This window comes from Chryseobacterium sp. A321, assembly GCF_054489265.1.
This window is the reverse complement of sequence record NZ_JBTMWZ010000001.1, coordinates 884,067-910,989: the sequence shown is the minus strand read 5'-3', so window position 1 is coordinate 910,989 and position 26,923 is coordinate 884,067. Positions and strand designations below refer to the sequence as shown.

The window sequence follows — 26,923 nt, the reverse complement described above, 5'->3', positions numbered from 1 at the left end:
ACACCTTACCAATGAAAAACATTACTTCATTAGTTTTAATTTCGTCGCTGGCTCTTTCGGCCACGGCTTGTAGCACAATGAAACAATCTACTTCCAGCGCAGAATCTTCTACAAATGCGCAAGATCCCAGCATGCAGAACAATCCTTTTTTAAACAAAAGCACATTGCAATACCAGGCTCCCCAGTTTGATAAAATAAAGGACGAACACTTCAAACCTGCCTTCGATTACGGACTAAAAATTCAAAAAGCAGAATACGAGGCCATTGCAAACAATTCGGAAGCGCCTACGTTTGAGAATACTGTGCTTGCGATTGAGAACAGCGGTGAGGTCTTAAAAAGAGCGCTTACGGTTTTCTACAACCTAAGCAGTGCCAACACAAACCCAACTATTCAAAAACTAGAAGAGGAGTATGCGCCTATTCTAGCAGGTCATTCCGACTTGCTTTATTTGAATGACAAAATATGGCAAAGGCTTAAAAAAGTAAGCAGTGAAGGTCTCGATAAAGAAAGTCAGCGCTTACTAGAGTATTACAAACAGAACTTCGAAATTGCAGGAGCGGATTTATCTCCTGAAAACAAAAAAGAACTTAAGGCGGTCAATGCAGAGCTTGCAACGCTTTCCACTCAATATTCTAACAAACTCTTAGCAGCAAGAAAACAGGGAGGACTATACATAACCGACGTAAAAGAGCTTGACGGTTTATCCCCAGACCAATTGGCTGCGGCGGCTAGCGATGCGAAGGCAGCAGGCAAAGCTTCTGGCTACCTTCTTGCCCTTCAAAACACAACGCAACAACCGATCCTGCAAAATCTAAATGTAAGAGCCACAAGAGAAAAACTTTTCAAAGCTTCTTGGCATCGTGCAGAGAAAAACGACAATGCAGACACTCGTTCTGTTTTAGAAAAAGAAGCCCTTCTGCGCCTAAAGAAAGCAAAACTAATGGGAAAAAGTTCTTTTGCAGAGTGGAAACTTCAAGACCAAATGGCAGGTTCTCCAGACAAAGCCATTAATTTACTTGCTCAGCTCGCAACTCCGGCTGTAGCGACTGCAAAACGCGAGAGAGATGAAATACAATCTCTTATTGACAAGCAGAACGGAGGCTTCAAACTCGAACCATGGGATTGGAATTACTATGCAGAACAAGTTAGAAAGGCAAAATACGATCTGGATGAAAACGAAATCAAACCGTATTTTGAAGTACAGACGGTCCTAGAGAAAGGAGTATTCTATGCCGCAGAGCAGTTCTACGGAATTACTTTTAAAAAGCGCACCGATCTTCCCGTTTACCATCCCGACGTGGTTGTATACGAAGTCTTTGACCAAGACGGAACGTCCATGGCCATTTACTATTTGGATTTCTATACTCGTAGCAACAAGGGAGGAGGTGCTTGGATGAGCAACTTTGTGGATCAATCTCACCTACTAGGGCAAAAACCGGTCATTGTCAATGTATTCAATTACCAGAAACCGGCAGAAGGAAAACCTTCTTTAATTTCTTATGACGATGTGACCACCATGTTCCATGAATTTGGACATACACTTCACGGTCTATTTGCCAACCAACAATACGTTTCTCTTTCGGGTACAGCGACCCCAAGAGATTTTGTGGAGTTCCCTTCGCAAATCAATGAATTCTTTGCCTTAGAACCGGTCGTATTAAAGAACTACGCACTTCATTATGAAACGAAAGCGCCAATGCCTCAATCCCTTGTGGACAAAATAAAAAAGGCGAGTAGCTTCAACCAAGGATACTCTACTACAGAGCTAGTTTCCGCTGCAAGTATTGATATGGGTTGGCACTCTGTGAAAAATAAAAATGAATTTAAACCTACCCTTGAATTTGAAAAAGAAACCCTCGCTAAATTTGGGTTCAATTTAAGTGAAGTTCCTCCAAGATACCATTCTCCCTATTTCTCCCATATTTTCGGGGGCGGTTACTCCGCAGGATATTACGCTTATATGTGGGCGGATATGCTAAATGCTTCGGCTTGGGACTACATTAGTACCCATGGAGGAATGACTCGTGAAAACGGGGAACGCTTTAGAAAGTACATTCTCTCGGTTGGGAATTCAACCGATCTAAACACGGCCTTTAAAGAATTTACAGGGAAAGATCCCGATCTTACTCCCCTACTAAAAAGCAAAGGGTTTATCAAATAAGTTCGAAGCGAACGAAAGAGAATTAAAAAAAAGCGGTTGTAAACAGAAAGTTTTATAACCGCTTTCTTTTTTGAAAAAGCAAAACCCTTATTCATGCAATAGAAGTTAATTTCTATTCCCAAAGGCTTTTATGTATTTTTAACCCATGAAACCTACCACGCTCTACAACCTCTACTTATTGAAGACGATTCCAATTTCCTATTTGGCTGGAGTCCGAATTAAAGCATTAGACTCAAAATCTTGCCGTTCGAGCGTAAAGCTAGGACTCTTAAACCAAAACCCTTTTCGCTCTATGTTTTGGGCCGTTCAGGGAATGGCTGCCGAGTTTTCTACCGGAATACTTTGCGCCGACAAAATCAGAAAGACAAGCCAAAAAATCTCGATGCTGGTGGTACAAAACAAAGCAGAATTCACGAAAAAAGCCGTAGGAAGAATCCATTTCTCTTGCGAGCAGGGCGAAGAAATTGAAAGTGCAATTCAACTAGCGATTAAGTCTGGTGAGGGCCAAACCCTTTGGCTCCGTTCAAAAGGAATCAATGAAAAGGGAGAGACCGTTTCTCAGTTCGAATTCCTTTGGAGTTTTAAAGTCAAAAACTAACGCTTCACTACAGGTCCAAAAAAAAGGGGCGATTCTTATAATGAACCGCCCTTTTTATTTCTACTTTTTTTCTCCTTTTAAATGGAGATCAAAATAATCCGTTACTTTTTGCATCAAATGAACCCGGTCTTTTCCGAGGACATTGTGTTTATGTCCAGGATACACAAAGTAATCCAGTTGAATTCCCTTGTCCACTGCGGCTTTAAGGAACTTAATTGAGTGCTGCCAAAGCACTACATCGTCCTGCGCTCCATGGATCATAAGTAGGTCACCTTTGAGATTCTGCACTTTGCTTGTTAGGTTCGCCTTTTTGTACCCTTCTGGATTTTGACTTGGGGAGTCCATGTATCGTTCGGTATACATGATCTCGTACCAGTTCCAATCGATCACCGGTCCACCTGCCACACCTACTTTAAACACATCCGGATAGCTAAGCATTAAATTCGTCGTCATAAACCCTCCAAAGCTCCATCCGTGCACACCCATTCTCTGCTGATCAACCTGCGGAATGGTTTTCAAAAACTCAACCCCTTTGAGTTGGTCTTTCATTTCTACTTCCCCTAAGTTTCTAAAGACGGCTCTTTCAAATTTTGCACCGCGGTTGCTTGAGCCTCGCCCGTCCATGGTAAAGACGATGTACCCATTTTGAGCCATGTATTCATACCATAAATTGCCACTTGCAGGGAAACTATTGGTCACCAATTGCAAATGGGGTCCATTGTATAGATAGACGATCACCGGATACTTCTTAGACGGGTCAAATTGGGTAGGAAGAATTAATTTTCCATACAAAGGGGTCCCGTCCTCTGCATTTAGGGTGATGTTTCGGATTTCGGGTCTTTCATAGTTCTCAAGGGGATTCTTACTCTTTACCAAAACATGGGTTTTCAGATCCGCTGTGCGAAGAACGGACACGACGCGAGGGGTCTCGCTATTCGAATAAGAATCGTATAAGAGCGCGCCGTCTGCACTTAACTTTCCACTGTGCATTCCCGGCTGATGAGTTAGCTGCTCCACTTTCCTTGTTTTGTAGTTCAGGCGATACAACTGTCTTTCCAGCGGTGACTTTTCCGTTGAACTATAATAAATTTCATTTTTCCTTTCATTGAACCCGAGGAGTTCTGTGATGATAAAATCGCCCTGCGTTAAAGCTCCTACTAGGCCTTTGTCCACATTGTAATGATACATGTGGTTGTAGCCACTTCGTTCGCTTTGCCATATAAAATCGGTATTGGAACCTGGGAAAAAGGCAAGTGGATGCTGGGGCTCTACATACTGAGCACTTTTTTCCTCAAACACTTCCTTTACAAAAGCTCCTGCCAGACTATACTGATTCATTTTTAAATGATTCTGGTCTCGATTTAAAACGCCCACGAAAATGCTTTTGGAATCGGGACTCCAAGTCACGGCCGTAAGATACTGTTCCTTGTCTCCCGGAATGTTCAAATAGGTAATTTTAGACGTATTAATATCGTAAACCCCCAGTGTGACTTCGTGTGATTTTTGACCCGCCATTGGGTACTTCATATTTTCATTCTTGGCAGGACTTCCTGACCAATCTACAATGGGATAATCGGCGACCATCGTTTGGTCCATTCGGTAAAAGGCAATTTTCTGCTGATCTGGGGAAACAAAAATCCCTCTGTCAATACCAAACTCATTTCGGTGAACGGCTTGCCCGTAAACGACATTAGGATCTGTGCTCTGAGAAATAGCCCTAACCTCTTGTCCTTTTACATAATATAGATTTTGATCCACTGTATAAACAGCTGCGTTTTTACCTTCTAGAACCGTAATGTTTTCCGCCTTTTCAGGCACCTTGAAATAGGTGCTTCTTGTCCAACCTTTGGACGTTTTGGTTAAAAGGGAATATTGACCCGCGTCTTTGTAATAGGCGCTCGTACTCGAAAGAAAACTCAAAGGAGGCAATCGATCTAACCGGTCTTTTCCTTGAAGGTTTTGATTCACTCTTGAAAGTGAAATTAGAGTATCGGATTTTAAAGTCCCGAAATCAGTAATCATATAGCCGCTTTTTACAGCACTTAAATAGCTTTTCGAATCCGAAGAAAAAGAAAACTGGGAGATGTTCTCCACCGCTAAATTACTGCGTAGACCACTTACGGCCTCTTCCATGGTGTATTTTTGCTTTTGAGCCGTTAGAAGAGTGGCTGAAAAGACGAAAAAGAGTGAGAGTTTTGATAGTTTCATGCGTACAAATTAAATCGATCAAATGTACTGAAAAAATAAAACCTATACCGCAAAAAGGGGCTTAATCCTTGGTCTTAGTCCATTTCTAAAGCAAGCTCTTCCCAAAGTGCCATTTGCGTCTCAAGGTCAAGTTTCAGCTTTTCGTAAGATTCAAGATCCGACTCCGAAGGATTATGGCTTGCAAATTCCGACTCTTTCTTGGCAATGGCAGCTTCCAGTTCACTAATAGCCTGTTCTGCTTTTTTGAGTTTGCCTTCCAACTGCTTTTGCTCTTTGGTCACAAAACCTCTCGGTTCTTCTTTCGGTTTCTCTGGAGCAGGAGCGGCTTTCACCTCTACTTTGCTCTCTTGCTTTTGACTGAGCTTTGCCTTTTCCATTGAGATTTCACGAATACTTTCTTTTTGACGGAATTCTAAATATTCATCTACGTTTCCTAAGAACTCCTTCATATGGCCGTCACGGAATTCAAAGATTTTATCAGCGAGTCCTTGTAAGAATTCACGGTCGTGAGAAATTACAATCAGGGTTCCCTCAAATTTATTCAGGGCTAACTTGATGATCTCTTTCGACTGAATATCAAGGTGGTTGGTCGGTTCGTCCATGATTAGGGTATTGAACGGACGTAGTAGAAGTTTACACAGTGCGAGTCTATTTCTTTCCCCTCCGGACAGCACCTGGGTTTTCTTATTCACATCTTCCCCTGAAAAAAGGAAGCTTCCAAGTAGATCTCTTACTCGAGGACGAGTCTCCTCAGTGGCGGCATCTTCCGCTTCTTGAAGGACCGTTTTCCCCGCCGTAAGAACCTCTTCCTGGTTCTGAGCAAAATACCCAATATTTACGTTGTGGCCTAAAGTCCAATCGCCTGAATAATCTTTTATATCTCCGGTTAGGATTTTTGCAAGGGTGGATTTTCCTTGTCCGTTCTGTCCGAGGAGGGCAATGCGATCACCTCGTTCGATAAAGAAATCCACTCCATCAAAGACTTGTTTACCGTCATAGGCTTTTCCAAGGTTTTCCGCCTCAAAAATAACTTTCCCTGGCACGACACTCTGAACAAATCGAATGTTAAATTTAGAAATGTCCTCGTTGTCGATTTCAATTCGTTCGATTTTGTCTAATTTCTTAATAAGGGACTGCGCAAAAGAAGCCTTCGTGGCAGAAGCACGGAATCGATTGATATTGTCTTCCATCTGCTTTATCTCTGTATCTTGATTCTTTTTCGCCTGTTGCAGTTTTTCGCGTCTTTCTTTTCTTAGCTCTAAATACTTGGAATAATTGGCTTTGTAATCGTCTACTTTACGGTTGTTCACATCAAAAGTACGGTTGCAAACGGAAGTCATAAACTGTTTGTCGTGACTTACCAAAACAATCGCCCCATTGTAATCCTTTAGGAAGTTCTCAAGCCAAATGATACTTTCCATATCCAAGTGGTTCGTCGGCTCATCCAATAGAAGTAAATCGTTATTTTGAAGTAGAAGCTTAGCTAGTTCAATTCTCATACGCCATCCCCCGGAAAAAGTGTCCGTAATTCGAGAAAAATCATCCGCCTTGAACCCAAGTCCAAGGAGTACTTTTTCCATATCGCCTTCTAAATTGTATGCGTCGTGATGGTGCAAAAGATCGTTAAGCTCCGTCATACGAGTAATCAAATCCGTGTAGGCGTCACTTTCGTAATCGGTTCGAACCATCATTTGATGATTCACCTCCTCAAGCTCTGCTTTCCAGAGATTTATCTGCTCAAAGGCTTGAAGAGTCTCCTCCCAAACCGTGCGGCCTTTCACAAACTCCAAATCCTGCTTTAGAAACCCAATGGTGATGGACCCTTCAGGTACCACAACTCCTTCGTAAAATTGTATCTCAGAAGATAAGATTTTTAGAAGCGTCGATTTTCCCGCACCGTTCTTCCCTACAAGACCGACCTTATCGTCGCGCTTGATGGTAAAGTTAACGTCACGGAAGAGATAATTTCCCGAATGATGAAGGCCAAGGCCCTGAACTGAAAGCATAGTAGTTAGGTAAAAAGTTTACGGGTGCAAAAGTACGAAAATTGTATGAGGAATTTGAACTCCCAATTTGAGTCTAAAAAACCCCTTTTCAGTCAACAAAAAAATCGTTTCTTTCCCTTTTTAACGTCTAGTTTTGCGCTGCGTTAGGCAAACTGAGACCGGATTCCTTTTGGGTAATCAGGCTCGCATTTTCCAATCTGAAATTTTTGGAACTTAAAAGCTCTGTAAGGAGCATCTGCATTTGTTCTTTGGCTGCCTCGGGCAAATGGGAAGCTTTTGCCGCTTCAATCACTTGAGCCTTGCTATTTCTTTGAATGTTGGCGAGATCTTCTCGGCTAAAGAGATTGAATAGCTGCTCCTCAATATTGTAATATTTGTATTCAGTCTCTGTAGAAAGAATCTCGGGCTCTGGAAAATCGATTAGTTTCACCGTCCGGGTTTCGGAGTCTAATTCCCATTTTAATTTCTCAAAATCGTACCCTACAAGGACTTTTGCTTCCACGATGACCAGCGCTCTTTTCTTCGTAGGAATGAAATTTAAAAGCTTTTTGGTTTCTTCGTAATTGTAAATCTCACTAAAATGCCCTTCCGCGGAAACGACTTTAAAAACTTTTTTTAAACTTTGCGCCACCGTATGCGAACTTTCCTTCACTACAGGAGGAGAGGATTTTAATTTCCCCACTGCCAAATACGTAATGAGACCGCCCAAGAGAAGACCTAGCACGAGCATCACTAAAATCATCACTCCCCCTTGAGCCGCACTATTCGTAGCTAGCTGATACAAGATATAACCTAGCAAAAGAACGCCTAGCACTCCCAGAGAGAGCAGTAGCATTTTGTATTTTTTTGGAATCATAAATCCTATAGTTTATTTAAAGGCGCATGCGCTTAGCCAAAAGCTACAAATTTCATGCAAATATCTTACTTTAGGAAACCAGTAGACTGCAGCCCCGAACATCCGAATGGTCAATACGACCTAAGACTTCAAAAAAGAGGTCCCTTTGTTTTCCTAAATCCTGAGTCGCAATAAAAGAGCAAGAATGCCGGTTCGCCAAGTCGATAATATTAAGTGCGCCGTTTTTATTTTCAGGCAAATACGACATAGGATCATCCAAACTGCGAATTAGAACTTTCATCCAAGGGGGGCACTGGTAGCGATTTTCTCCTAAGGAGTACGCTTGCGATAAAAGTTCACACATGGAATACTCAGAGTAGATCGATTGAATTCCAAACCCCTCTTTTAGTTGCAAAAGCAGTTCGTCTTTGGTGATTTCCACCTTTCGGCCTTTCATTCCTCCGGTTTCAATCACAACGAGGTTTTTGAGATCTAATTCCTTTATGCTCGGGTCCGATTCTAAAAAATCAAGCAGCGCAAAAGAAACTCCAAAAAGCACCACTTTTTCATTCTGTGTTTTTTGAAGGAGTTCAAGTAAAGCCTCATGGTTGTACAGGAAATAATCATTTTCTGGCCTATTGGACCGCTTCATCAGCGCATCCACCATGTAGATTAAAGACGAATTCGACTTTTCAAGATACGAGGGCAAGAGACCTAAAATGATAAATTCTTCAGGGGCCCCTATGAAGAGTTCAAAGGACTTAAAGAGACTTTTATCGTAAAGCGCGCTTTTTGCTATATGATGACTTGATCGAACCATTTGTGTGGTTCCCGAACTTTGAAAATAGAGTTCGCTCTCAAAATTTTTATCTAAAATCGTATGGTTCTTAAACATTTCGATGGGTAAAAATGGAATTTGATCCAACTTCTGGACCGCAGATACTTTCACGTTTAGAAAATCAACAAACCGCTGATAAACCTCCACGTTCTCATACTGGTACTGAAATGTTTCGAGTGCCGCCTTAAGGAAATCCGGCTTAGATTTTATGTCAAAGATTGAATCCATCTACCCTTCGAACGTTTTCAATTCAAATTCTGTTTGAAATTCTCCATAGGTAAAATACGAAATCCAATCTCCCAGATTAATATAAAGTGAGCCGCTCTGGTCTAGGTCTAAAACCATAGGCAAATGCCTATGTCCATAGACAAAATAATCATAATGCTGCGCCTTTAATTTCTCCTTGGAATAAAGGATTAAAAATTCTTTGTCCTCTCCTAAAAAAGCTTTGTCTTCTTCTCCGGAAATCATTTTGTTTTTCTGTGAAAGGTACAGCGCTATGCGCATGGCTAAGTCTGGATGAATCCATTTAAAGGCCCACTGTGCAAGCGGATTGGTAAAAAGCTTTTTCATTCGCTTATACCCTTTGTCTCCAGGTCCTAATCCATCTCCGTGAGCGAGAAGAAAGGTCTTATCCCCTATTTTGAAAATCTGTTTCTCGAAATATACTTTGGCCCCAATTTCGGTTTCAAAATAATCTTTCATCCACAAATCGTGGTTGCCAATAAAAAAATGGATTTCAACTCCTTGGTCGTGTAAATCGGCTAATTTTCCTAATACGCGAACAAAGCCTTTGGGCACGACGTGTTTCCATTCGTGCCAAAAATCAAACAAATCCCCCATTAAGAAAAGCACCTGCACATCCGAAGAGATCTGCTCTAACCAACGAATGAATTTTTGCTCACGAACCTTGCTTTCTTTGAAGCTTGGCGCGCCAAAATGCTGATCGGAAGCAAAATAGACTTTTTTTCCGGGTAAAAGTTCAATTTCTGTCATGGTACTATCTCAATTGCTAATATTAGCGGTTCTCCTCAAGGAACCACTCGCCGTAAGAATTCTCTGTTTCGTGGAGTTTCAAATACGCAAGTTCTACTCCCTTAGGAAGTTCTGCGCTTATTTTTTTGGCAATTTCATAGAGCATGTTCTCGCAGGTCGGTTGGTAAGGGCAAAAAATCACTTTATGTCCTTGAGCCTGCAAATCCTCCCCCAATTGCTTGTGCGGGGAAAGTGCATTGACCAAAACTCCGTGATCCCAAGGTTCAATGATTTGTCTTTTGACAATGGCCTTAATGTCACCAAAATCAACTACCATTCCATTTTTAGCATGGTCTAAATCCTGAATGGGCTCCCCCTTCACGGTAACAAACAACTTATAAGAATGCCCATGCATGTTTTTGCATTTTCCATCGTAATTGTAAAGGACGTGGGCGGTTTCAAAACTGAACTGTTTGGTGATGCGTATCATAGCGCAAAGATAAAACTTTAAAACGAGAACTCTCTTGCCTAGTCGCCTTACTCCCTATGGACCCATAGCAATAAGGACGAGGATGAATTTAGCAAATCGTGCTCTTTTGCAAATCAAAAATCTTGCACTTCGAAAATAGGTCCTCCTTTGAATACTAATTTCCTGCTAGCCCCTTTATCACTACTCGTTTTGTGTTAAAAATAATTATATTTGAACTCTCCTGAAAAAAAGTAACTATGAAAAAACTCCTTAGGCTCTCGGCATTTCTTTTTGCCCTCCTTTTGTCTGCTCAATCCTCACCTCTAAATCTAGCCGAAATCATGAAAGGTGAAGAGTTCGTAGGCTATTCCCCTGAAAACCCGGTTTGGGGCTTCGACAATGAAACTCTTTATTTTGATTGGAACCCGAAAAACGAGCTTGGAAAAACGATGCATTACTGGAAAAAAGGAATGAAAGAGCCTCTTCCCGCAAGCCTTGAGGACGAGCAGTTTTATAGCAGCCGATTTCAAACTAAGGATTTTCAAACCTATTATTATGTGTCAGGAGGCGCCCTTTGGTCCTATGACTCGAAAAGCAAAAAGAAAAAAAGACTTTTTCAAAACGCGGCTCCCCTTTCTAATTTACAATTGGGCAAAACGCCAGGCGTTCTTTTCTTTGAGCAAAATGGAAATAGTTTCAAACTGAGTTCTAGCGAAGGAAGCCTCGTTCAGATCACAAACTTCTCAAAAGCAAAAACAGAAGAGAAACCAAAAGCAAAGGACAGTTTCTTAGCCTCTCAACAAAAGGAACTCTTTGAATACATTCAAGACCAAAACGAGAGAAAAAAGTGGAGAGAACAGCGAAGCAAACTCCTAAAAAAAACCTTACCGAAATCTTTCGGTACAGGAAAAGATTTCTTTAATCTCTCCGTAAATCCAAACGAGAAGTATGTCACGTTTGTGGAAGGTACGCGCGCTAAAAATCAAAACGAAGTCATGGCCGTATTCATCACAGAGGATGGATACAACGAATCGAGGCCAACCAAACAGAAAGTGTCCCAAAAGAACCTCTTCCCTTCTAGACTTGGAATTTATAGTGTCGAAAGAGACAGCGCTTATTTTGTTGAATTTAAAACCTTAACCGGTCTTTCTATAGAGCCCGAGTATCTTCGCCAAACCACTAGTTCTGCAAAAGCAGAGAGCAAAAGCAAAAAAGAACCAAGAGAATTGTCCTTCGGACGGACCCTGTACAGTGACGATGGAAGCTACGCGGTTGTGGACATTCGATCCCAAGACAACAAAGATCGATGGCTCGTTTCTTTAAATTTAAAGGATGGAAGTTTTGAGGAAATTGACCATCAACATGACGAAGCTTGGATAGGCGGACCGGGCATTCCTTCCTATTCCTTCGGCACGGGAAACATTGGGTTTTTAGAGGACCTATCCACACTCTACTACCAATCGGAAAAAACAGGATATTCGCATCTTTACACGTACAACCTGAAATCGAAAGAAAGAAAAACCCTTACCAGCGGAAACTGGGAAGTGAGAGAAGCCCAGCTCTCCAAAGACAAAAAAACGTTTTACCTTTCAACCAATACCACGCATCCTGGGAACCGAGAATTTTACAAACTAAGCACTAGCGGTGGAAAACTCAGTCCACTTCTGACCCAAAACGGCGATCACGAAGTCGTGCTTTCTCCAGATGAGAAAAAAGTAGCCGTTCGCTATTCGTACAAAAATAAACCTTGGGAACTTTATGTTGCTGACAACTCGTCAAACCCAAAACTCCAACCCATTACCCATTCCACCACTAAGGAATTTAATAGCTATTCATGGAAAGAACCGCAAGTTCTCTCTTTCAATGCGCAGGACGGTCAAGAAATTTACGCAAGAATCTACAAGCCAAAAGCAGAGGTGAAAAACTCAGCCGCCGTGATTTTTGTGCACGGGGCGGGCTATTTGCAAAATGCGCACAATTGGTGGAGTTCTTACTTTCGAGAATATATGTTTCATAACCTATTAACCGATTTAGGATACACCGTTCTTGATATAGATTACCGGGCAAGCGATGGATACGGAAGAGATGTTAGAACCGGCATTTACCGCTTTATGGGTGGCAAAGATCTTTCCGATCATTTGGATGCAAAAAAGCTTCTTGTTGAAAAGTATGGAATCGAGCCGAGCAAAGTTGGAATCTACGGAGGGAGCTATGGAGGCTTCATTACTCTTATGGCATTACTCACTGAGCCGGGTGAATTTAAAGCGGGCGCTGCGCTGCGCTCTGTGACCGATTGGGCCCATTACAACCATGGGTATACGGGCAATATTTTAAATTTCCCTGAGACAGACCCTGAGGCTTACAAAAAATCCTCACCCATTTATTATGCGGACAATCTACAGGATCACCTATTAATGCTTCATGGCGTAGTGGATAACAATGTGGAATACAAAGACATTGTCAGGCTGCAACAACGCTTCATTGAACTTGGAAAAACAAATTGGAATCTAGCTTCTTATCCCGTGGAGGCTCATGGTTTTCGCGAGACTTCCTCCTGGACGGACGAGTACCGCCGAATCTTAGAGCATTTCAATACCTACTTACTTGAGAAGTAACTTGTATTTCTAAAACAAAGAATGCCTATCTCCGTTTCAGATAGGCATTCTTTATTTTATGTCTTAAGGATTACTCTTTTTAAAAAGACCTTAAAGCTCAAGTACGAAATGGATTCCAATCGCTAAATTGAATTTCAAAGTCCACTTTAACTCTGTAGTTTTTCGCCATAAGAAAGGTCTCCTGCATCTCCAAGTCCTGGGGTAATATACCCTTTGGGAGTTAGGTTCTCATCGATGGCTCCCACCCACATTCTTGCCTCAGGATACGCCTCTTTTAACGTGGCAATCCCTTGTCTACTTGCAATAGCAGCCACAATATGAATACTGGAAGGAGTTCCATTGGATAGTAAGTCTTTTAACGCTTCGATTAAACTGGCACCCGTGGCTAGCATAGGATCGGCCACAATAAGGGGTCGTCCTTCAATGCTAGGGCAAGTCAAATAATCCTGCTTGATGGAAAAGTAGTCATTCTCTTCGTGTTTGCGGTAAGCAGCTACAAAGCCACAGTCCGCCTTATCAAAATAGTTGAGTAGTCCTTGAAACAAAGGAACTCCTGCTCGAAGTATGGTGGTGATCACAGGCTGAACTGAAAACTCATTCACAGAAATTACATCGAGTGGCGTTGAGATTTCACTTGTTTTAAATTCCAGTTCCTTACTTAATTCATAGGCCGCGATCTCTCCGATACGTTCCATATTGCGTCGAAATCGTAAGCGGTCCGATTGAACCTCCACATTTCTTAGTTCATTCATCCAGCAACTCACAAGGGAGTTTTGAGCAGAAAGCAGCGTCACCATAATCAAATTAGCGTTTAAAATATCGTTGCGATAAAGGTATTAAAAAACCTTTTGAGTCAAAACTCAAAAGGCAAATTCTTATTTTTCTTATTTCTGTCTGAAATACACTTCAATGGGAACACCGTTAAATCCAAAATGTTTCCGAAGTTGGTTCTCCGTAAAACGCTTGTAAGGTTCCTTTACGTATTGAGGTAAGTTGCAGAAGAATACAAACTGAGGCGAAGGGGTTCCTAACTGCACACAGTATTTGATTTTAATGTATTTCCCTTTTAATGCAGGAGGTGGATAATTTTCAAAGATCGGGAGCATCACCTCGTTAAGTTTCGAAGTTTTGATTTTTTTCTTACGGTTCTCAAAAACTTCCATGGCAACCTCCACCGCTTTTAAAATTCTTTGTTTCGTCAACGCGGAAACAAATAGTACAGGAATATCGGTGAACTGACCAATTTTGTCTTTGATTTTTTGTTCAAAATCACGCATGGTATTGGTCTGCTTATCCTCAATCAAGTCCCACTTGTTCACTAAAATCACAATTCCTTTACGGTTTTTCTGGGCAATCCCAAAAATATTCATGTCCTGACTTTCCCAACCTTGCGTGGCATCGATCATAATGATAACGACATCCGAGTTCTCAATGGCACGAACCGAACGCATCACGGAATAGAATTCTAAATCCTCGCTTACTTTCGCTTTTCGTCGCATACCTGCGGTATCGACCAAAACGAACTCATGTCCAAATTTATTATAAAGCGTCTCAATACTGTCTCTGGTTGTTCCTGCAACATCCGTTACGATATTACGTTCATTGTCCAAAAGGGCATTGGTCATTGTGGATTTTCCCACGTTAGGTCTCCCGGCAATGGTAATCTTAGGAAGGCCTTCAAAAGGGTCTTTGTAATCCACTGTAGGAAAATCTTTTACCACGTCGTCTAGAAGCTCACCAGAACCAGATCCTGTAGCCGATGACATGGTATAGTACTTTTCAATTCCTAAGGAATAAAATTCAGTCGCAGCCACTTCCTCTGTAGCAGAGTCCACTTTGTTCACGACATAATAGACCTTCTTTTGAGAGCGGCGAAGCATTTCAAAAATTTCTTGGTCTGTGTCGGTCAGTCCATCCTCTGCACTCAGCATAAACAAAATAGAAGTAGCCTCTTCGATGGCTAGTTGCACTTGTTTGGTGATTTCTCCTTGGAAAACATCCTCAGAATTTACTTCGTATCCTCCTGTGTCAATCACAGTGAATTCAACACCGTTCCAATCGGACTTCCCGTAGTGGCGGTCTCTGGTCACACCGGATACGGAGTCGACAATAGCCTCTCTACGTTCAAGCAAACGGTTAAATAGGGTTGATTTTCCGACGTTAGGACGTCCTACGATAGCGACAATATTGCTCATCAAAATTTTGTTTAATAATCCGAGATCTCTCAAGGATGATGATTATTAATGGGTTACCCAGTCTTTCCGAGCCCAAAAATTTTTGCAAAGATATGCAATTCCATTCTTACAGTTCTTAAAAAAAGTAGTAATTTCACATCTCCAAACCAAATCCTGCTATGAAAAAACTTCTCCTTGTCTTACTGGTCGCCTTTGTGATCATTCAATTCTTCCCCATTGACAAGACCAATCCACCGGTTACAAAAGGAATGGATTTCCTAATTTCAAAGCAAACTCCAGAACCGATCGCTCAAAAAATACGCAATTCGTGCTACGATTGCCACAGCAACGAGTCACGCTACCCGTGGTACTCTAACGTACAACCGACCGCTTGGCTTTTGAAAAAACATATTGAAGATGCGAGAACCAAACTGAATTTTTCCACATTTGCTACGTACGAACCTAAACGCCAAGCTCACAAGCTTGAGGAATCCGCGGAAGAAATTCAAAATGGCAACATGCCGATGGAATCGTACCTACTTGGACACCCAGAGGCTAAGTTTTCGCCGGAAGACATGAAAATGGTAGTGGACTACTTCAAGAAAGTAGAACTCGACACAAGAATAAAATTCAACCTTCAACCCCAATAATTGGAACCTAAAGTAGACTCCTCTAAGTACTATGTACTTTACGACGGGGATTGCGGCTTCTGCAATTTCTGGATTCAGTGGATTTTAAAACGAGATTCAAAGGACCTGTTTCGATTTTCTGCGCTGCAGAGTGAATTTTCTACCTCCTTTTTAAAAGAACGAGGATTGGAAGCAGGCGAAATGAACACAATCTATTTGTGGAAACCGGGCTTATACTACCATACGAAATCAAGCGCAGCAATTGAAATCGCAAAGGTTTTAGGCGGGACCTATGGACTACTGGCCAGAATCAATTTCCTACCTCGATCGCTAACCGACACCCTCTACGATAAGGTGGCCAAAAACCGCAAAAACCTTGCGAGCTCCTACTGCGCGGTGCCCACCGAAGTGCAGCGAAAGAAATTCATTGACTAAGATTTTTTACGTCTTCAATCCTTATATTTGCACCCATGGAATACAATACCGATAGAACCCAGCTTAATATGCCTGAGTACGGACGACTCATTCAGCAATTGGTCGAACAATGCAAAGAGCTACCTACGAAGGAAGAGCGAAATGAAATGAGCCACGCCATTGTGGACTTCATGGGTCAAAGAAATCCGAGTTTACGAGACGAAGAAAACTATAGACATAAACTTTGGGACCATTTATTCATCCTAGCAGATTTTGACTTGGATGTGGATTCTCCCTACCCTATACCGACGAAAGACCAAAGAAAAACGGAGCCTAAAAAATTAGATTACCCTATACTACAAGGAGAATTCAAATTCTATGGGAAAAGCATTCTTCAACTCATCGAACTCGCGATTGAGCAAGAGGAAGGGGATGAAAAAGAAGCGTTGATCGAGGTCATTGCAAACAACATGAAAAAGTCCTATAACATCTATAACAAGGAGCACGTGACGGACGATGTTATTTTCAGGCATTTAAAAGAGCTCTCTGAGGACCGACTGGATTTAACCGGTATCGATTCGCTAGAAAAAAGCAAAATTTATTATTCGAATACGCGTAACAAAAACCAAAAGCACTCAGGCCCTAGCGACCACAGCAACAAAAACCGTCAAAAATACCAACAGAATAAAAACCGAAGAAAATAATGAGCGGGACGTTTGAAATAAGAGGAGGAAAAAGACTCTCCGGTGAAATCATTCCACAAGGTGCCAAAAACGAGGCACTTCAAATTTTATGCGCTGTGCTTTTAAGCGACAGCGAAATTCGTGTGAAAAACATCCCCGACATTCACGATGTGAACCGTCTTATTGAAATCCTTGGCGATTTTGGGGTTAAAATCACAAAAAATGGTCATGGAGACTATTCCTTTAAGGCGGATGAAATCAATTTTGATTATATCAAATCCGAAGAGTTCAAAAAAGACAGTGCAAAGTTAAGAGGCTCTATTATGCTTCTCGGCCCTATGCTGGCTCGTTTTGGTGAGGCGTATATGCCCACTCCTGGAGGAGACAAGATTGGACGCCGTCGACTTGACACGCATTTTCAAGGACTTGTCGAGTTAGGCGCTGAATTCCATTACGATGAAACGGAAGGATTCTATAGTCTATCCGCGAAGGAACTGAAAGGAACCTATATGCTTTTAGAAGAAGCTTCGGTAACAGGAACAGCTAACATTATACTTGCCGCTGTATTGGCCACGGGAACTACTCGCATATACAATGCAGCATGCGAACCCTACTTGCAACAGCTTTGTAAAATGCTGAACCGTATGGGAGCTAAAATCTCTGGAATTGGCTCCAATCTACTCACGATTGAAGGAGTTAAAACCTTACACGGAACCGAGCACACCATGCTGCCAGATATGGTAGAGATTGGTTCATGGATTGGACTTGCGGCCATGACCAAATCTGAAATCACGATTAAAAATGTACAATGGCCAGAGCTCGGGCTTATTCCCTCTACCTTTAGAAAACTTGGAATTCAACTAGAACGTAGTGGGGAAGACATTCTCGTTCCCGCTCAAGAACACTATAAAATTTCAAAATTTATTGACGGATCGATTTTAACCATCTCGGATTCCCCATGGCCAGGCTTTACACCGGATTTACTTTCCATTATTTTAGTGGTCGCAACTCAGGCAAAAGGAACGGTACTGGTGCACCAGAAAATGTTTGAGTCCAGACTATTCTTCGTGGACAAACTAATTGACATGGGAGCACAAATAATTCTTTGTGATCCACACCGCGCCACAGTGGTAGGGTTAAATCATGAAGCACCCTTAAGAGGCACCACGCTTATATCACCAGACATTAGAGCGGGAAATGCGCTTTTAATTGCAGCTTTAAGTGCCGAGGGAAAATCAACGATCCACAACATCGAGCAAATCGACCGTGGGTATGAAAACATAGACGGACGATTAAAGGCTTTAGGAGCAGACATTGTCCGCACCTCCTAAAAGGGTATCCTTTTAAAAAATAGAACTCTCTCGATTCGCTACCACTTAAAGATTAATACTTTTAGGTAGTGAAATCGAGAGAGTTTTTTTAAGGCACGTACTTTTCGTCTTGCTTTCCATCTGTACGACGCAGAACAACTACTTGGTTTAGATGCCCCGAGTAATTTAACTTATTGCTTTAGGAAGCTTCTTTCATAAAGCTCAATCCATTGCTGTGCGGTCATCTTCTCCGCCAATTCTTCTAGGAGCTCGTACGGAATCGCATCCATTTTCTTAAAGCGAATACAAGATTTTCCCATGTCCAATTTGTACTTGCTATGTTTGGGGTACTCAGTAGTAAACCACGCTAATAATTCTGGGCTCGCATAAAGACCCATATGGTAAACCGCCATGAAATTCTTTTGTGAACCAATGGAAAGGAAAGGAAGTGGCTCATCCGTTTTGCAATGATACCCTGCCCCATACGTACTGAGCGGAACACTAAAGGTTGGAAAACCATAAGATAGACGAGATTCAAATCCTGAGGGTAAATGGGTTTCGAAAATTCGAAACAGTTTCTCAAAAGGCACCTTTCTATCTTGGGGTAGTGCCTCGTAATAGGTCTGAATGTCTTGGGATTTAAACTTCATTTTATTCGTATTTGATTTAACGCATTTTGATGCACATTCAAAATTAGGAAAATAAAGTGATAGAATTCTGCTCTAGAATTCAAAATTGGAATCCCTAGAAAATTGAAGTATTTTCAGTAATTTTGCGTAAAAGATTTTCGATATGCCTACCATCTCTAAAAGAGCTCAATTAATGCCGGCATCCCCGGTTAGAAAACTAGTCCCATTTGCCACACAGGCCAAAGCCAAAGGAATCAAAGTATTCCATCTAAACATCGGGCAGCCGGACATCCCAACCCCGCAAACCGCACTTGATGCCGTGAAACAGAATGATCTTAAGATCTACGAATATGCACTTTCTGAAGGCAATATCGAATACCGTGAAGCGTTACGAGACTATTACCATTCTTTAGGATTCACAGACCTAACTACAAACAATTTCATCGTGACGAACGGAGGCTCAGAAGCCCTTAACTTTGCGATCTCTACACTTTGTGATGATGAAGACGAAGTGATCATCCCAGAACCTTACTACGCAAATTACAATGGGTTCACCTCTACTTTCAAAGTAAAAGTTGTGGCCATTCCATCAAGCATTGAATCCGGGTTTTCTCTTCCACCGATGGAAGATTTTGAAAAGAAGATTACTTCGAAAACCAAAGCTATCATCCTGTGCAACCCAGGAAACCCGACCGGCTACCTATACACAAAAGAAGAGCTTCAAAAGCTTGCTGAAATTGCATTAAAACATGATATCGTTATAATTTCTGATGAAGTTTACAGAGAATATGTGTACGATGGAGAAAAAGCAGTCTCTATTTTAGAGTTTCCAGAGCTAAAAGATCACGCCATCGTGATTGACTCCGAATCAAAACGCTATTCCATGTGCGGCGCTCGTATTGGTTGTATGATTACAAGATCTACACTTATCCATAATGCGGCAATGCTGTTCGCTCAAGCTCGATTAAGCCCTGTTCTCTTAGGACAAATTGCAGCTGCAGCAGCTCATAAAAACGATCAGGAGTACATTTTAAGTGTTCGCGAAGAATACACCAAAAGAAGAAACTTACTTGTCGAACTACTCAATACGATTCCGGGAGTAATTTGTCCAAAACCGAAGGGCGCATTCTATTGTGTAGCGGAACTACCGGTTGATGATACAGAAGTATTCGCGCAGTGGATGCTAGAAAACTTCCAAGACGACAAAGAGACCGTCATGGTGGCTCCAGCAGGAGGATTCTACAGCGATCCAGAGCTTGGAAAAAAACAAGTTCGTATCGCCTATGTACTAAACGAAGACGATTTAAGAAGAAGCGTAGAGCTACTGCAAAAAGCAATTGCTGCTTACAGAGAAGCCAAAGGCATTTAAAACCCAACAGGACCGTAAGCCCTTTATAGGACTTACGGTTTCTCTTATTTCATCCTTATTTTTTTAGTGTAAAAAAAGCATTATGACCTTGAACGAATCCTATTCTCTTAAAGAGTACAACACATTTGGCGTGGAGGCAAAGGCACGCTATTTCGCCGCCGTTTCCACTTTGGATGAGCTCAAAGAGACTCTTTTAAACTACAACTTTCTATTGAAGGAAGAGCCTAGTTTAAAACCTCCTCTATTTTTAGGACAAGGAAGCAATCTACTTTTTACACAAGACTACGACGGGCTGGTTATCAAACTCAATTTAAAAGGAATTAAGTGGGAATCCAAGGGGCCAAAATCCGCTTCCATTTCAGCCATGGCTGGAGAAAACTGGCATCAGTTCGTGCTTTATACCTTAGAGGAATTAAACCTCGGCGGCCTGGAAAACCTCTCCCTTATTCCAGGAAACGTCGGCACCTCTCCTATACAGAATATAGGAGCGTACGGAGTGGAAATCAAAGATGTCTTCAAAAACTGCAAAGCTCTTAATTTGCAAACCTTAGAGTTAGAAGAATTTTCTTTAGAGCAAGCGCAGTTTGGGTACCGCGATTCTTTTTTCAAAAAACAAGGAAAAGGAAAATACGTAATAACCGAAGTAGAATTCGAACTCACAAAAGACCCTTTTCATCTTTTAAAAACAAACTACGGTGCAATTAGCGCGGAACTTGAATCCAAAGGAATTCAAAACCCAAGCATTCAAGACATTTCTAATGCGGTGATCTCCATTCGACAAAGCAAGCTTCCCAATCCCAAAATTTTAGGAAACGCCGGTAGTTTTTTCAAAAACCCAATTGTTTCCGATTCATTTTTCCAAACATTGGAAGCGAAATTTCCCGGCATGCCTCATTACTCCGCGACCAGTGGACAAAAAGTCCCTGCGGGCTACTTAATTGAGCAGTGCGGTTGGAAAGGCAAGCAAATTGGAAATGTAGCCGCCCACGAGCACCAAGCGCTCGTACTTGTGAACAAAACAGGAAAGGCAACAGGAAAGGAAGTATTCGACTTTTCTGAAAAAATCATACAAAGCGTTTTTCAAACCTTTGGAATTACCTTAGAGAGAGAAGTAAATATTCTTTAGGTCCCTGACATTTATCGGCTTTACACAATTAATGCAAACCTAGGGGAGAGAATCTAAATTTAAAGCCCTATTTTTGCTAGAAGCAATTGTTTATATGAAATACCTGTTTCTCAGCCTTCTCAGCGCCGTACTTCTTGCTCTTTCATGGCCTACATACGGCATTCCTTTCTTCCTATTTTTCGCGCTCATTCCCTTACTCGTGATGGAGCACGACTTAAGTAAGTTTTCAAAAATAAAAAACAAGGCCTGGTCTATTTTTGGCTTTTCGTATCTCACCTTCCTTATATGGAACATCGTCACCACGGGTTGGCTCTACGGCTCTTTAAACCCAGACGGAACTCATTCCCTTTTAGCGGTGGTCATTCCTGTTCTTGCCAATTCCCTACTCTACTCCTGTGTATTCATTCTATATCATCATTATAAGAGAATTCAAGGCACCTATTGGGGACTTGTTTTCTTTGTGGCCATTTGGATGGGCTTTGAGAAGCTTCATCTCAATTGGGAATTCACTTGGCCTTGGTTAAACCTTGGGAATGCATTTTCAGAGTATCCGAAACTAATTCAGTGGTACGACACACTAGGGGCCACCGGCGGAAGTTTCTGGATCTTGCTTATCAACGTCTTCGGATTCTACACCTTACGAGTTTGGCAGGCCGCAAGAAAACAAAAAGCATTGCTTATCAATTCCTCAATTCTCCTAGCTGGAATCCTATTGCCCATGGCAATCTCTCTGCTTAAGTACCAATCTTTTAAGCAGAAGCCTACAGGGGAAGTAAGTGTATTACTTTTGCAACCCGATTTAAACCCCTATACCGAGAAATACAGCAAAGATTCCCTTACCATCCTTTCGGAGCTTTTGCAATTGGTACAGAGCCATTCCACTGGAAAAATCGACTATTACATCGCTCCCGAAACTTCACTCCCGGGAAGCGGTTCCATTTCTGAAACTGGATTTGACCATAGCCTCGTCCTAGGACAGGTTAAAGAATTTTTAAGCACCAAACCCGGCGCCGTGTTTGCGGCAGGAATCTCCTCGCACCGCTTTTTCTCTCCACTAGAAACCGCACCCAAAAACGCCTACCAAACTTCAGGGGGTCTTTTTGTAGAAAGTTACAATACGGCCGTTCAATTAGATCCTAAAAGCGAAATACAAACTTACCACAAAGGCAAATTAGTACCCGGCGTCGAGATCTTCCCTTACATGAACCTTTTAAAGCCCCTTTTAGGAGATGCGATGCTTAATTTTGGCGGCGCAGTGGCTTCTCTGGGAAAGGACGACAAAAGGGCTGTCTTTTCAAACCCTTACAACCCAGGAAAATTAGCTCCTGTTATTTGCTACGAAAGCATCTACGGAGAGTTTACCACCGAGTATGTAAAGAACGGAGCCAACTTTTTAGCCATCATGACCAACGACAGTTGGTGGGGAGTCTCTAACGGTCACAAACAACTACTCTCCTATGCCCGTTTACGAGCCATTGAGAACAGGCGCGAAATTGCGCGCTCAGCAAACAGTGGAATCTCTGCTCATATCGATGCAAGAGGGGAAATTATAAACGACACTTTTTATGGAGACCAAACTGCGCTCTATGCCAAAGTGAAGCTGTACGAAAACCAAACCTTTTATACGCAAAGCGGTGACCTTTTAACCCGGATTTCAATCTTTACTTTAGGTTTCTTGCTATTTTACACACTAATCAAAAAGTTTCAAAACCGAAAGAAAGCCTAATGCACTAGAATACGTCTTTTCAGACCGTTTTAGACTCCACTACAATTCGCGATTCCCAATAAATCAGGAATCTAAAACGGCCGTATGCACAAAAAAGAGTATCTTTGCAGCCTTACGAGTGACCCCCCGTATCTTAACGCTCCAACAAGAGGAATTCTCCCTTGCTTTCAAGCGCAACTATTTGAAAATAAATTTCAAAAACATTTGGAGGTACCAGAAATTAATCCTAATTTTGCACACTCAAATAATAAAGTCGTAAAAAGAACATCGAGATATGTCAAGAATTTGCCAAATAACAGGAAAGCGTGCAATGGTTGGTAACAACGTTTCCCACGCCCATAACAAAACGAAAAGACGTTTTGAAATCAATTTATTGGAGAAGAAATTTCATCTTCCAGAAACCAACGAGAACATCACGTTAAAAGTTTCTGCACACGGACTTAGAATTATCAACAAAATCGGAATTGAAGAGGCAGTTGAAATTGGAAAAAGAAACGGACTTATTAAAAAATAACAGCAATGGCAAAAAAAGGTAACAGAGTTCAAGTAATTCTTGAGTGCACTGAGCACAAAGAAACTGGCATGGCTGGGATGAGCAGATACATCACAACCAAAAATAAAAAGAACACGACAGAAAGACTGGAGCTGAAAAAATTCAACCCGGTTCTTAAGAAGTACACGGTTCACAAGGAAATTAAGTAACCATTTTTAAAGAATATTTACAATGGCAAAAAAAGTAGTAGCAACCCTAAAAGACGGGACCTCTAAAAAACTAACCAAAGTGGTGAAAATGGTAAAGTCTCCTAAATCTGGAGCTTACGTTTTCGAAGAAAGAGTGATGAGTGCGGACGAAGTAGACGCGTTTCTTAAGAAATAAGACTCCCACACTTAATACAATATCAAAACTACCCAATTTTGGGTGGTTTTTTTGTTTTATCTTTGTACAGCGACTTAACGTCCTATAAAAACAAACCCCGGTTAACCCCTAATGCATGAGCTGGTTTAAAAAAATATTTAATCAAGAAGAAAAGCAGACCCTTGACAAGGGACTAGAAAAATCATCCACTGGATTTTTCGATAAAATCTCAAAAGCCGTTGTCGGAAAAAGCAAAGTGGACGACGAGGTTCTCGATGAACTGGAAGAAATCCTAATCGCATCCGATGTGGGAGCCAGTACCACCATTAAAATTATCGAGCGAATAGAAGAGCGCGTAAGTCGAGACAAATATGTAGGCACGGAAGAGCTTGACAAAATACTTAAAGAAGAAATTAAAGGACTCCTTCTTGAAAACCCATCTCAAGAACTTAACGAAAACGGGCCCACTAAAAAACCCTATGTGATCATGGTGGTAGGTGTGAATGGCGTGGGCAAAACTACCACAATTGGAAAGCTCGCTCACCAATTCAAAAGCCAGGGTAAAAACGTAATCCTAGGGGCCGCAGACACGTTTCGTGCTGCCGCAGTGGACCAACTTGTCATCTGGAGTGAGCGTGTAGGCGTGCCCATTGTAAAACAAGGAATGGGTTCCGACCCTGCTTCTGTCGCGTTTGATACGGTACAAAGCGCAGTAGCACAAGGAGCAGACATTGCCCTTATCGATACAGCAGGACGATTACACAACAAAGTGAACCTAATGAATGAGCTTACCAAAATCAAACGAGTCATGCAAAAAGTGATTCCGGACGCTCCACATGAAATCATGCTCGTACTCGATGGATCGACCGGCCAAAATGCATTTGAACAAGCCAAACAATTCATTGCGGCCACTGAGGTTAATTCTTTAGCGGTAACCAAATTAGACGGCACCGCAAAAGGGGGAGTTGTTATCGGGATCTCGGACCAATTTCAAATCCCCGTAAAATACATTGGTGTAGGAGAGAAAATGCAAGACTTGCAACTCTTTAACGGAGAAGAATTCGTTGAATCATTTTTCACAAGACGATAATCCCATTTTTAATAATTTACCGAAATTGTTATAATTTTTCAATATTTGAAACAGCGTATTGTTTTTTGGTGTAATTTTAGCCTTAAGCAAACCAAATCATTTCAAATACTAACAATTAAAAAATTTAAACTATGGGTATCTTAACTTGGATCATTTTTGGCCTTATTGCAGGCGCACTTGCAAAATTAATTATGCCAGGAAACCAAAACATGGGGTGGTTAATGACCATCATCTTAGGAATCGTTGGCGCATTCGTCGGTGGATTCGTCGGAAGTCTTGTAGGACTTGGTGATGTCAACAGCTTCTCTTTTGGAAGCATGGCACTCGCTGTAGTTGGAGCCTTGATCGTTTTATGGATTTATGGCATGGCCACAAAAAGATAGAACCAAAGTAAAAAAGAAAAAAGCAGCCGTTCCTAGAACGGCTGCTTTTTTTATAGGGTTTAAGGTCTTAATCTATTTTCACTCTATAGAAAGATTCCATCATGATTTGAGGTTTTGATTCTGGAGAGCTGATCGTTTCAAAAAGTTTGAATTTATCTTCTCCTAATTTATTCTTAAGCACTTTGTTGTACAATTGATCGGAGTTTAAATCCTTGATCAGTTGCTCGTATAGAGACACTTTCTTAGGAAAAGATTCGATCGTATAATCTGTCATTTTTGCACGTTTCGCTGCCTCAGCAATCGCCTGATCCAAAGAACCCAACTCATCCACTAAGCCTAATTCTTTTGCACGTTTTCCAGACCAGATACGACCTCCACCAATGGCATCGATTTGCTCAAAAGTTTGCTTACGGTTTGCAGTCACCCAATGCACGAATTTCTTGTAGGTGTGCTCCACACTATTCGTAAACATTCTTTCTCCCGCAGGCGTTAATCCTTGAAGCCATGAATGGTACACTGTATTCTCATTGGTTTGAACTACATCCGAACGAATGCCGTTGCGGTTTGCAAGCTCCTTATAATTCGGAATCATGCCAAATACACCGATGGAACCCGTTAACGTGTTAGGCTCTGAGTAAATCTTATCTCCTGCCATGGCAATATAATATCCTCCTGAAGCGGCATAATCCCCAAAAGAAACCACAAGTGGTTTTTTGGCTTTAAGTTGCTGCAGCTCATAGAGTATTTCTTCGGACGCATTTGCACTCCCTCCCGGAGAGTTAATTCTTAGCACGACCGCTTTTACTTTGTCATCGTCTTTAAGCTTTTGTATATATTCAATATAATTTTGAGAATAGATCCCGTCGTGACCTTCCCCATTATAGATAGCCCCACTCGCGTAGAGAATTGCAATCTGATCTGCTCCTGTTTTTTGAGAATCTTTTGTGGACTCGATGTATTTTGCAAAAGACACTCGATTTAATTTCGAGTCTTTCTTCGCCGCAATTTTAGAACGGATAAGATCCTCATACTGGCTCTTTTGAATTAACTTATCTGCTAATTTGTATTTGAGTGCATTTTCTGGAATCATTCCATACAAACTGTCGGTCACCAATTTAAATTCGTCGGCGGACATCGATCTTGAGTTTGCGATTTTTTGAGCGCTGTCGCCCCAAAGATCCCCCAGCAAGGTAGAAAGCTGCTCTTTATTTTCCTCTGAAATCGATTCGCGTAAAAAAGGTTCTACTGCTGCCTTGAATTTTCCATGGCGGATGACATCCATCCCTATTCCATACTTCTCAATGAATCCTTTCATGTATACGACTTCCGAAGACATCCCTTTCAAATCAATCATTCCCATCGGGTTGAGATAATAGGAAGAAGCAACCGAGCCTAGGTAATATCCACTTTGAGTAACCCCATTCCCGTACGCATACACGAATTTACCACTGGATTTAAAATCTTCCAAAGCGGCTCGAATGTCGTCTAATTGAGTAAGACCTGCCATAATATAATCCGTTTCAATGCTAATCCCTTTGATTTTATCGTCTGTTTTCGCATTTTTAATAGCGAATAGAACATCCTTTAAAAGGACCTTTGAATGCTGTGGGGCCGCTAAAAAAAACAAAGAAGGCTGATCTTCCCCTGGGCTGTCAATAATCTGCATCTTCTCATTTAGAGTAAGGATCGAATCGTTTTGAATTTTTACCTTGTCTCCACCGGTAAGACTCCCTACAATCATCATGATAAGGAAGAAGCAAAATAGCATGGCTCCTACTATAAAAATGGCTACAACATTAGCCAGTACATTCTTAAAAAAACTTTTCAT

At 41.6% G+C, this 26,923-nt stretch carries 25 protein-coding genes; 15 read left to right on the top strand and 10 right to left on the bottom strand.

Going from position 1 to position 26,923, the window contains the following annotated elements:
* The first annotated feature begins 11 nt into the window (after positions 1-11).
* On the top strand, positions 12-2,162 hold the full coding sequence (locus ACX3PZ_RS04370; protein ID WP_459111997.1) for a M3 family metallopeptidase: 2,151 nt from the start codon (positions 12-14) through the stop codon (positions 2,160-2,162).
* 145 nt (positions 2,163-2,307) lie between these two features.
* Positions 2,308-2,760: a DUF4442 domain-containing protein gene (locus tag ACX3PZ_RS04365; RefSeq protein ID WP_459083332.1), complete on the top strand. Its 453-nt coding sequence runs from the start codon at positions 2,308-2,310 to the stop codon at positions 2,758-2,760.
* A 60-nt stretch (positions 2,761-2,820) separates the two neighbouring features.
* Here the strand turns inward: ACX3PZ_RS04365 and ACX3PZ_RS04360 are convergent, their stop codons facing one another.
* The 6 genes from ACX3PZ_RS04360 to ACX3PZ_RS04335 form a co-directional block, all read right to left on the bottom strand.
* Positions 2,821-4,968 (bottom strand): S9 family peptidase, encoded by a 2,148-nt coding sequence (locus ACX3PZ_RS04360; RefSeq protein WP_459111996.1) that lies wholly within the window; start codon positions 4,966-4,968, stop codon positions 2,821-2,823.
* Between the two features lie 74 nt (positions 4,969-5,042).
* Positions 5,043-6,974: an ABC-F family ATP-binding cassette domain-containing protein gene (locus ACX3PZ_RS04355; RefSeq protein WP_459111995.1), complete on the bottom strand. Its 1,932-nt coding sequence runs from the start codon at positions 6,972-6,974 to the stop codon at positions 5,043-5,045.
* 127 nt (positions 6,975-7,101) lie between these two features.
* The gene (locus ACX3PZ_RS04350; RefSeq protein ID WP_459083329.1) at positions 7,102-7,830 is read right to left on the bottom strand and encodes a DUF4230 domain-containing protein; all 729 of its coding nucleotides are present in this window, start codon (positions 7,828-7,830) and stop codon (positions 7,102-7,104) included.
* Positions 7,831-7,900: 70 nt separating this feature from the next.
* Complete coding sequence (locus ACX3PZ_RS04345) at positions 7,901-8,875, bottom strand: LuxE/PaaK family acyltransferase (RefSeq protein WP_459111994.1); 975 nt, start codon at positions 8,873-8,875, stop codon at positions 7,901-7,903.
* The gene (locus tag ACX3PZ_RS04340; RefSeq protein WP_459111993.1) at positions 8,876-9,643 is read right to left on the bottom strand and encodes a UDP-2,3-diacylglucosamine diphosphatase; all 768 of its coding nucleotides are present in this window, start codon (positions 9,641-9,643) and stop codon (positions 8,876-8,878) included.
* Positions 9,644-9,665: 22 nt separating this feature from the next.
* Positions 9,666-10,112 (bottom strand): 6-pyruvoyl trahydropterin synthase family protein, encoded by a 447-nt coding sequence (locus tag ACX3PZ_RS04335; RefSeq protein ID WP_459083326.1) that lies wholly within the window; start codon positions 10,110-10,112, stop codon positions 9,666-9,668.
* 236 nt (positions 10,113-10,348) lie between these two features.
* Between ACX3PZ_RS04335 and ACX3PZ_RS04330 the strand changes: the two genes are divergently transcribed.
* Positions 10,349-12,706, top strand: coding sequence for an alpha/beta hydrolase family protein (locus ACX3PZ_RS04330; RefSeq protein WP_459111992.1), 2,358 nt, complete (start codon positions 10,349-10,351; stop codon positions 12,704-12,706).
* 146 nt (positions 12,707-12,852) lie between these two features.
* On the opposite strand, the gene upp is transcribed toward ACX3PZ_RS04330, so the two are convergent.
* Together upp and der are read right to left on the bottom strand one after the other, a co-directional pair.
* A complete protein-coding gene (upp, locus tag ACX3PZ_RS04325; protein WP_459083324.1) occupies positions 12,853-13,503 on the bottom strand; it encodes a uracil phosphoribosyltransferase in 651 nt (216 codons plus the stop codon).
* Positions 13,504-13,590: 87 nt separating this feature from the next.
* Positions 13,591-14,901 (bottom strand): ribosome biogenesis GTPase Der, encoded by a 1,311-nt coding sequence (der, locus tag ACX3PZ_RS04320; RefSeq protein ID WP_459083323.1) that lies wholly within the window; start codon positions 14,899-14,901, stop codon positions 13,591-13,593.
* Positions 14,902-15,059: 158 nt separating this feature from the next.
* Between der and ACX3PZ_RS04315 the strand changes: the two genes are divergently transcribed.
* From ACX3PZ_RS04315 to murA, 4 genes are read left to right on the top strand one after another with little or no spacing between them, the layout of a single operon-like run.
* Positions 15,060-15,530, top strand: a complete 471-nt coding sequence (locus ACX3PZ_RS04315; protein ID WP_459083322.1) for a heme-binding domain-containing protein — start codon at positions 15,060-15,062, stop codon at positions 15,528-15,530.
* Positions 15,531-15,944 carry a thiol-disulfide oxidoreductase DCC family protein gene (locus ACX3PZ_RS04310; RefSeq protein ID WP_459083321.1) on the top strand — a complete coding sequence of 138 codons (414 nt, stop codon included), beginning with the start codon at positions 15,531-15,533 and terminating at the stop codon, positions 15,942-15,944. It begins immediately after the preceding gene.
* A gap of 35 nt (positions 15,945-15,979) precedes the next feature.
* Complete coding sequence (locus tag ACX3PZ_RS04305; RefSeq protein ID WP_459083320.1) at positions 15,980-16,627, top strand: DUF4290 domain-containing protein; 648 nt, start codon at positions 15,980-15,982, stop codon at positions 16,625-16,627.
* Positions 16,627-17,937, top strand: coding sequence for a UDP-N-acetylglucosamine 1-carboxyvinyltransferase (murA, locus tag ACX3PZ_RS04300; protein ID WP_459083319.1), 1,311 nt, complete (start codon positions 16,627-16,629; stop codon positions 17,935-17,937). The genes ACX3PZ_RS04305 and murA overlap by 1 nt, the downstream gene beginning before the upstream one ends.
* A gap of 170 nt (positions 17,938-18,107) precedes the next feature.
* On the opposite strand, the gene ACX3PZ_RS04295 is transcribed toward murA, so the two are convergent.
* Positions 18,108-18,566 carry a DUF1801 domain-containing protein gene (locus tag ACX3PZ_RS04295; protein WP_459083318.1) on the bottom strand — a complete coding sequence of 153 codons (459 nt, stop codon included), beginning with the start codon at positions 18,564-18,566 and terminating at the stop codon, positions 18,108-18,110.
* Positions 18,567-18,708: 142 nt separating this feature from the next.
* On the opposite strand from ACX3PZ_RS04295, the gene ACX3PZ_RS04290 reads away from it, so the two are divergent.
* The 8 genes from ACX3PZ_RS04290 to ACX3PZ_RS04255 all read left to right on the top strand — a co-directional run bounded on the left by ACX3PZ_RS04290 (position 18,709) and on the right by ACX3PZ_RS04255 (position 25,095).
* The gene (locus tag ACX3PZ_RS04290) at positions 18,709-19,914 is read left to right on the top strand and encodes a pyridoxal phosphate-dependent aminotransferase (protein ID WP_459083317.1); all 1,206 of its coding nucleotides are present in this window, start codon (positions 18,709-18,711) and stop codon (positions 19,912-19,914) included.
* An 82-nt stretch (positions 19,915-19,996) separates the two neighbouring features.
* Entirely contained in the window at positions 19,997-21,040 is a 1,044-nt protein-coding gene (murB, locus tag ACX3PZ_RS04285; protein WP_459111991.1) for a UDP-N-acetylmuramate dehydrogenase, read from the top strand.
* A gap of 94 nt (positions 21,041-21,134) precedes the next feature.
* Positions 21,135-22,766, top strand: coding sequence for an apolipoprotein N-acyltransferase (lnt, locus tag ACX3PZ_RS04280; protein ID WP_459111990.1), 1,632 nt, complete (start codon positions 21,135-21,137; stop codon positions 22,764-22,766).
* A gap of 274 nt (positions 22,767-23,040) precedes the next feature.
* Positions 23,041-23,280 carry a 50S ribosomal protein L28 gene (gene rpmB, locus ACX3PZ_RS04275; RefSeq protein ID WP_459083314.1) on the top strand — a complete coding sequence of 80 codons (240 nt, stop codon included), beginning with the start codon at positions 23,041-23,043 and terminating at the stop codon, positions 23,278-23,280.
* A 5-nt stretch (positions 23,281-23,285) separates the two neighbouring features.
* Positions 23,286-23,468: a 50S ribosomal protein L33 gene (rpmG, locus tag ACX3PZ_RS04270; RefSeq protein ID WP_194739210.1), complete on the top strand. Its 183-nt coding sequence runs from the start codon at positions 23,286-23,288 to the stop codon at positions 23,466-23,468.
* A gap of 22 nt (positions 23,469-23,490) precedes the next feature.
* Positions 23,491-23,643 (top strand): DUF4295 domain-containing protein, encoded by a 153-nt coding sequence (locus ACX3PZ_RS04265; protein ID WP_459083313.1) that lies wholly within the window; start codon positions 23,491-23,493, stop codon positions 23,641-23,643.
* Positions 23,644-23,758: 115 nt separating this feature from the next.
* Positions 23,759-24,712 (top strand): signal recognition particle-docking protein FtsY, encoded by a 954-nt coding sequence (gene ftsY / locus ACX3PZ_RS04260; RefSeq protein ID WP_459111989.1) that lies wholly within the window; start codon positions 23,759-23,761, stop codon positions 24,710-24,712.
* 131 nt (positions 24,713-24,843) lie between these two features.
* Positions 24,844-25,095, top strand: coding sequence for a GlsB/YeaQ/YmgE family stress response membrane protein (locus tag ACX3PZ_RS04255; RefSeq protein ID WP_459083311.1), 252 nt, complete (start codon positions 24,844-24,846; stop codon positions 25,093-25,095).
* A gap of 67 nt (positions 25,096-25,162) precedes the next feature.
* Here the strand turns inward: ACX3PZ_RS04255 and sppA are convergent, their stop codons facing one another.
* Positions 25,163-26,923 (bottom strand): signal peptide peptidase SppA, encoded by a 1,761-nt coding sequence (gene sppA, locus ACX3PZ_RS04250; RefSeq protein ID WP_459111988.1) that lies wholly within the window; start codon positions 26,921-26,923, stop codon positions 25,163-25,165.

Bases quoted from the DNA above. Each gene is read 5' to 3' on its own strand.
- ACX3PZ_RS04370 (WP_459111997.1), top strand. From the start codon at position 12: ATGAAAAACATTACTTCATTAGTTTTAATTTCGTCGCTGGCTCTTTCG.
- ACX3PZ_RS04365 (WP_459083332.1), top strand. From the start codon at position 2,308: ATGAAACCTACCACGCTCTACAACCTCTACTTATTGAAGACGATTCCA.
- ACX3PZ_RS04360 (WP_459111996.1), bottom strand. From the start codon at position 4,968: ATGAAACTATCAAAACTCTCACTCTTTTTCGTCTTTTCAGCCACTCTT.
- ACX3PZ_RS04355 (WP_459111995.1), bottom strand. From the start codon at position 6,974: ATGCTTTCAGTTCAGGGCCTTGGCCTTCATCATTCGGGAAATTATCTC.
- ACX3PZ_RS04350 (WP_459083329.1), bottom strand. From the start codon at position 7,830: ATGATTCCAAAAAAATACAAAATGCTACTGCTCTCTCTGGGAGTGCTA.
- ACX3PZ_RS04345 (WP_459111994.1), bottom strand. From the start codon at position 8,875: ATGGATTCAATCTTTGACATAAAATCTAAGCCGGATTTCCTTAAGGCG.
- ACX3PZ_RS04340 (WP_459111993.1), bottom strand. From the start codon at position 9,643: ATGACAGAAATTGAACTTTTACCCGGAAAAAAAGTCTATTTTGCTTCC.
- ACX3PZ_RS04335 (WP_459083326.1), bottom strand. From the start codon at position 10,112: ATGATACGCATCACCAAACAGTTCAGTTTTGAAACCGCCCACGTCCTT.
- ACX3PZ_RS04330 (WP_459111992.1), top strand. From the start codon at position 10,349: ATGAAAAAACTCCTTAGGCTCTCGGCATTTCTTTTTGCCCTCCTTTTG.
- upp (WP_459083324.1), bottom strand. From the start codon at position 13,503: ATGGTGACGCTGCTTTCTGCTCAAAACTCCCTTGTGAGTTGCTGGATG.
- der (WP_459083323.1), bottom strand. From the start codon at position 14,901: ATGAGCAATATTGTCGCTATCGTAGGACGTCCTAACGTCGGAAAATCA.
- ACX3PZ_RS04315 (WP_459083322.1), top strand. From the start codon at position 15,060: ATGAAAAAACTTCTCCTTGTCTTACTGGTCGCCTTTGTGATCATTCAA.
- ACX3PZ_RS04305 (WP_459083320.1), top strand. From the start codon at position 15,980: ATGGAATACAATACCGATAGAACCCAGCTTAATATGCCTGAGTACGGA.
- murA (WP_459083319.1), top strand. From the start codon at position 16,627: ATGAGCGGGACGTTTGAAATAAGAGGAGGAAAAAGACTCTCCGGTGAA.
- ACX3PZ_RS04295 (WP_459083318.1), bottom strand. From the start codon at position 18,566: ATGAAGTTTAAATCCCAAGACATTCAGACCTATTACGAGGCACTACCC.
- ACX3PZ_RS04290 (WP_459083317.1), top strand. From the start codon at position 18,709: ATGCCTACCATCTCTAAAAGAGCTCAATTAATGCCGGCATCCCCGGTT.
- murB (WP_459111991.1), top strand. From the start codon at position 19,997: ATGACCTTGAACGAATCCTATTCTCTTAAAGAGTACAACACATTTGGC.
- lnt (WP_459111990.1), top strand. From the start codon at position 21,135: ATGAAATACCTGTTTCTCAGCCTTCTCAGCGCCGTACTTCTTGCTCTT.
- rpmB (WP_459083314.1), top strand. From the start codon at position 23,041: ATGTCAAGAATTTGCCAAATAACAGGAAAGCGTGCAATGGTTGGTAAC.
- rpmG (WP_194739210.1), top strand. From the start codon at position 23,286: ATGGCAAAAAAAGGTAACAGAGTTCAAGTAATTCTTGAGTGCACTGAG.
- ACX3PZ_RS04265 (WP_459083313.1), top strand. From the start codon at position 23,491: ATGGCAAAAAAAGTAGTAGCAACCCTAAAAGACGGGACCTCTAAAAAA.
- ftsY (WP_459111989.1), top strand. From the start codon at position 23,759: ATGAGCTGGTTTAAAAAAATATTTAATCAAGAAGAAAAGCAGACCCTT.
- ACX3PZ_RS04255 (WP_459083311.1), top strand. From the start codon at position 24,844: ATGGGTATCTTAACTTGGATCATTTTTGGCCTTATTGCAGGCGCACTT.
- sppA (WP_459111988.1), bottom strand. From the start codon at position 26,923: ATGAAAAGTTTTTTTAAGAATGTACTGGCTAATGTTGTAGCCATTTTT.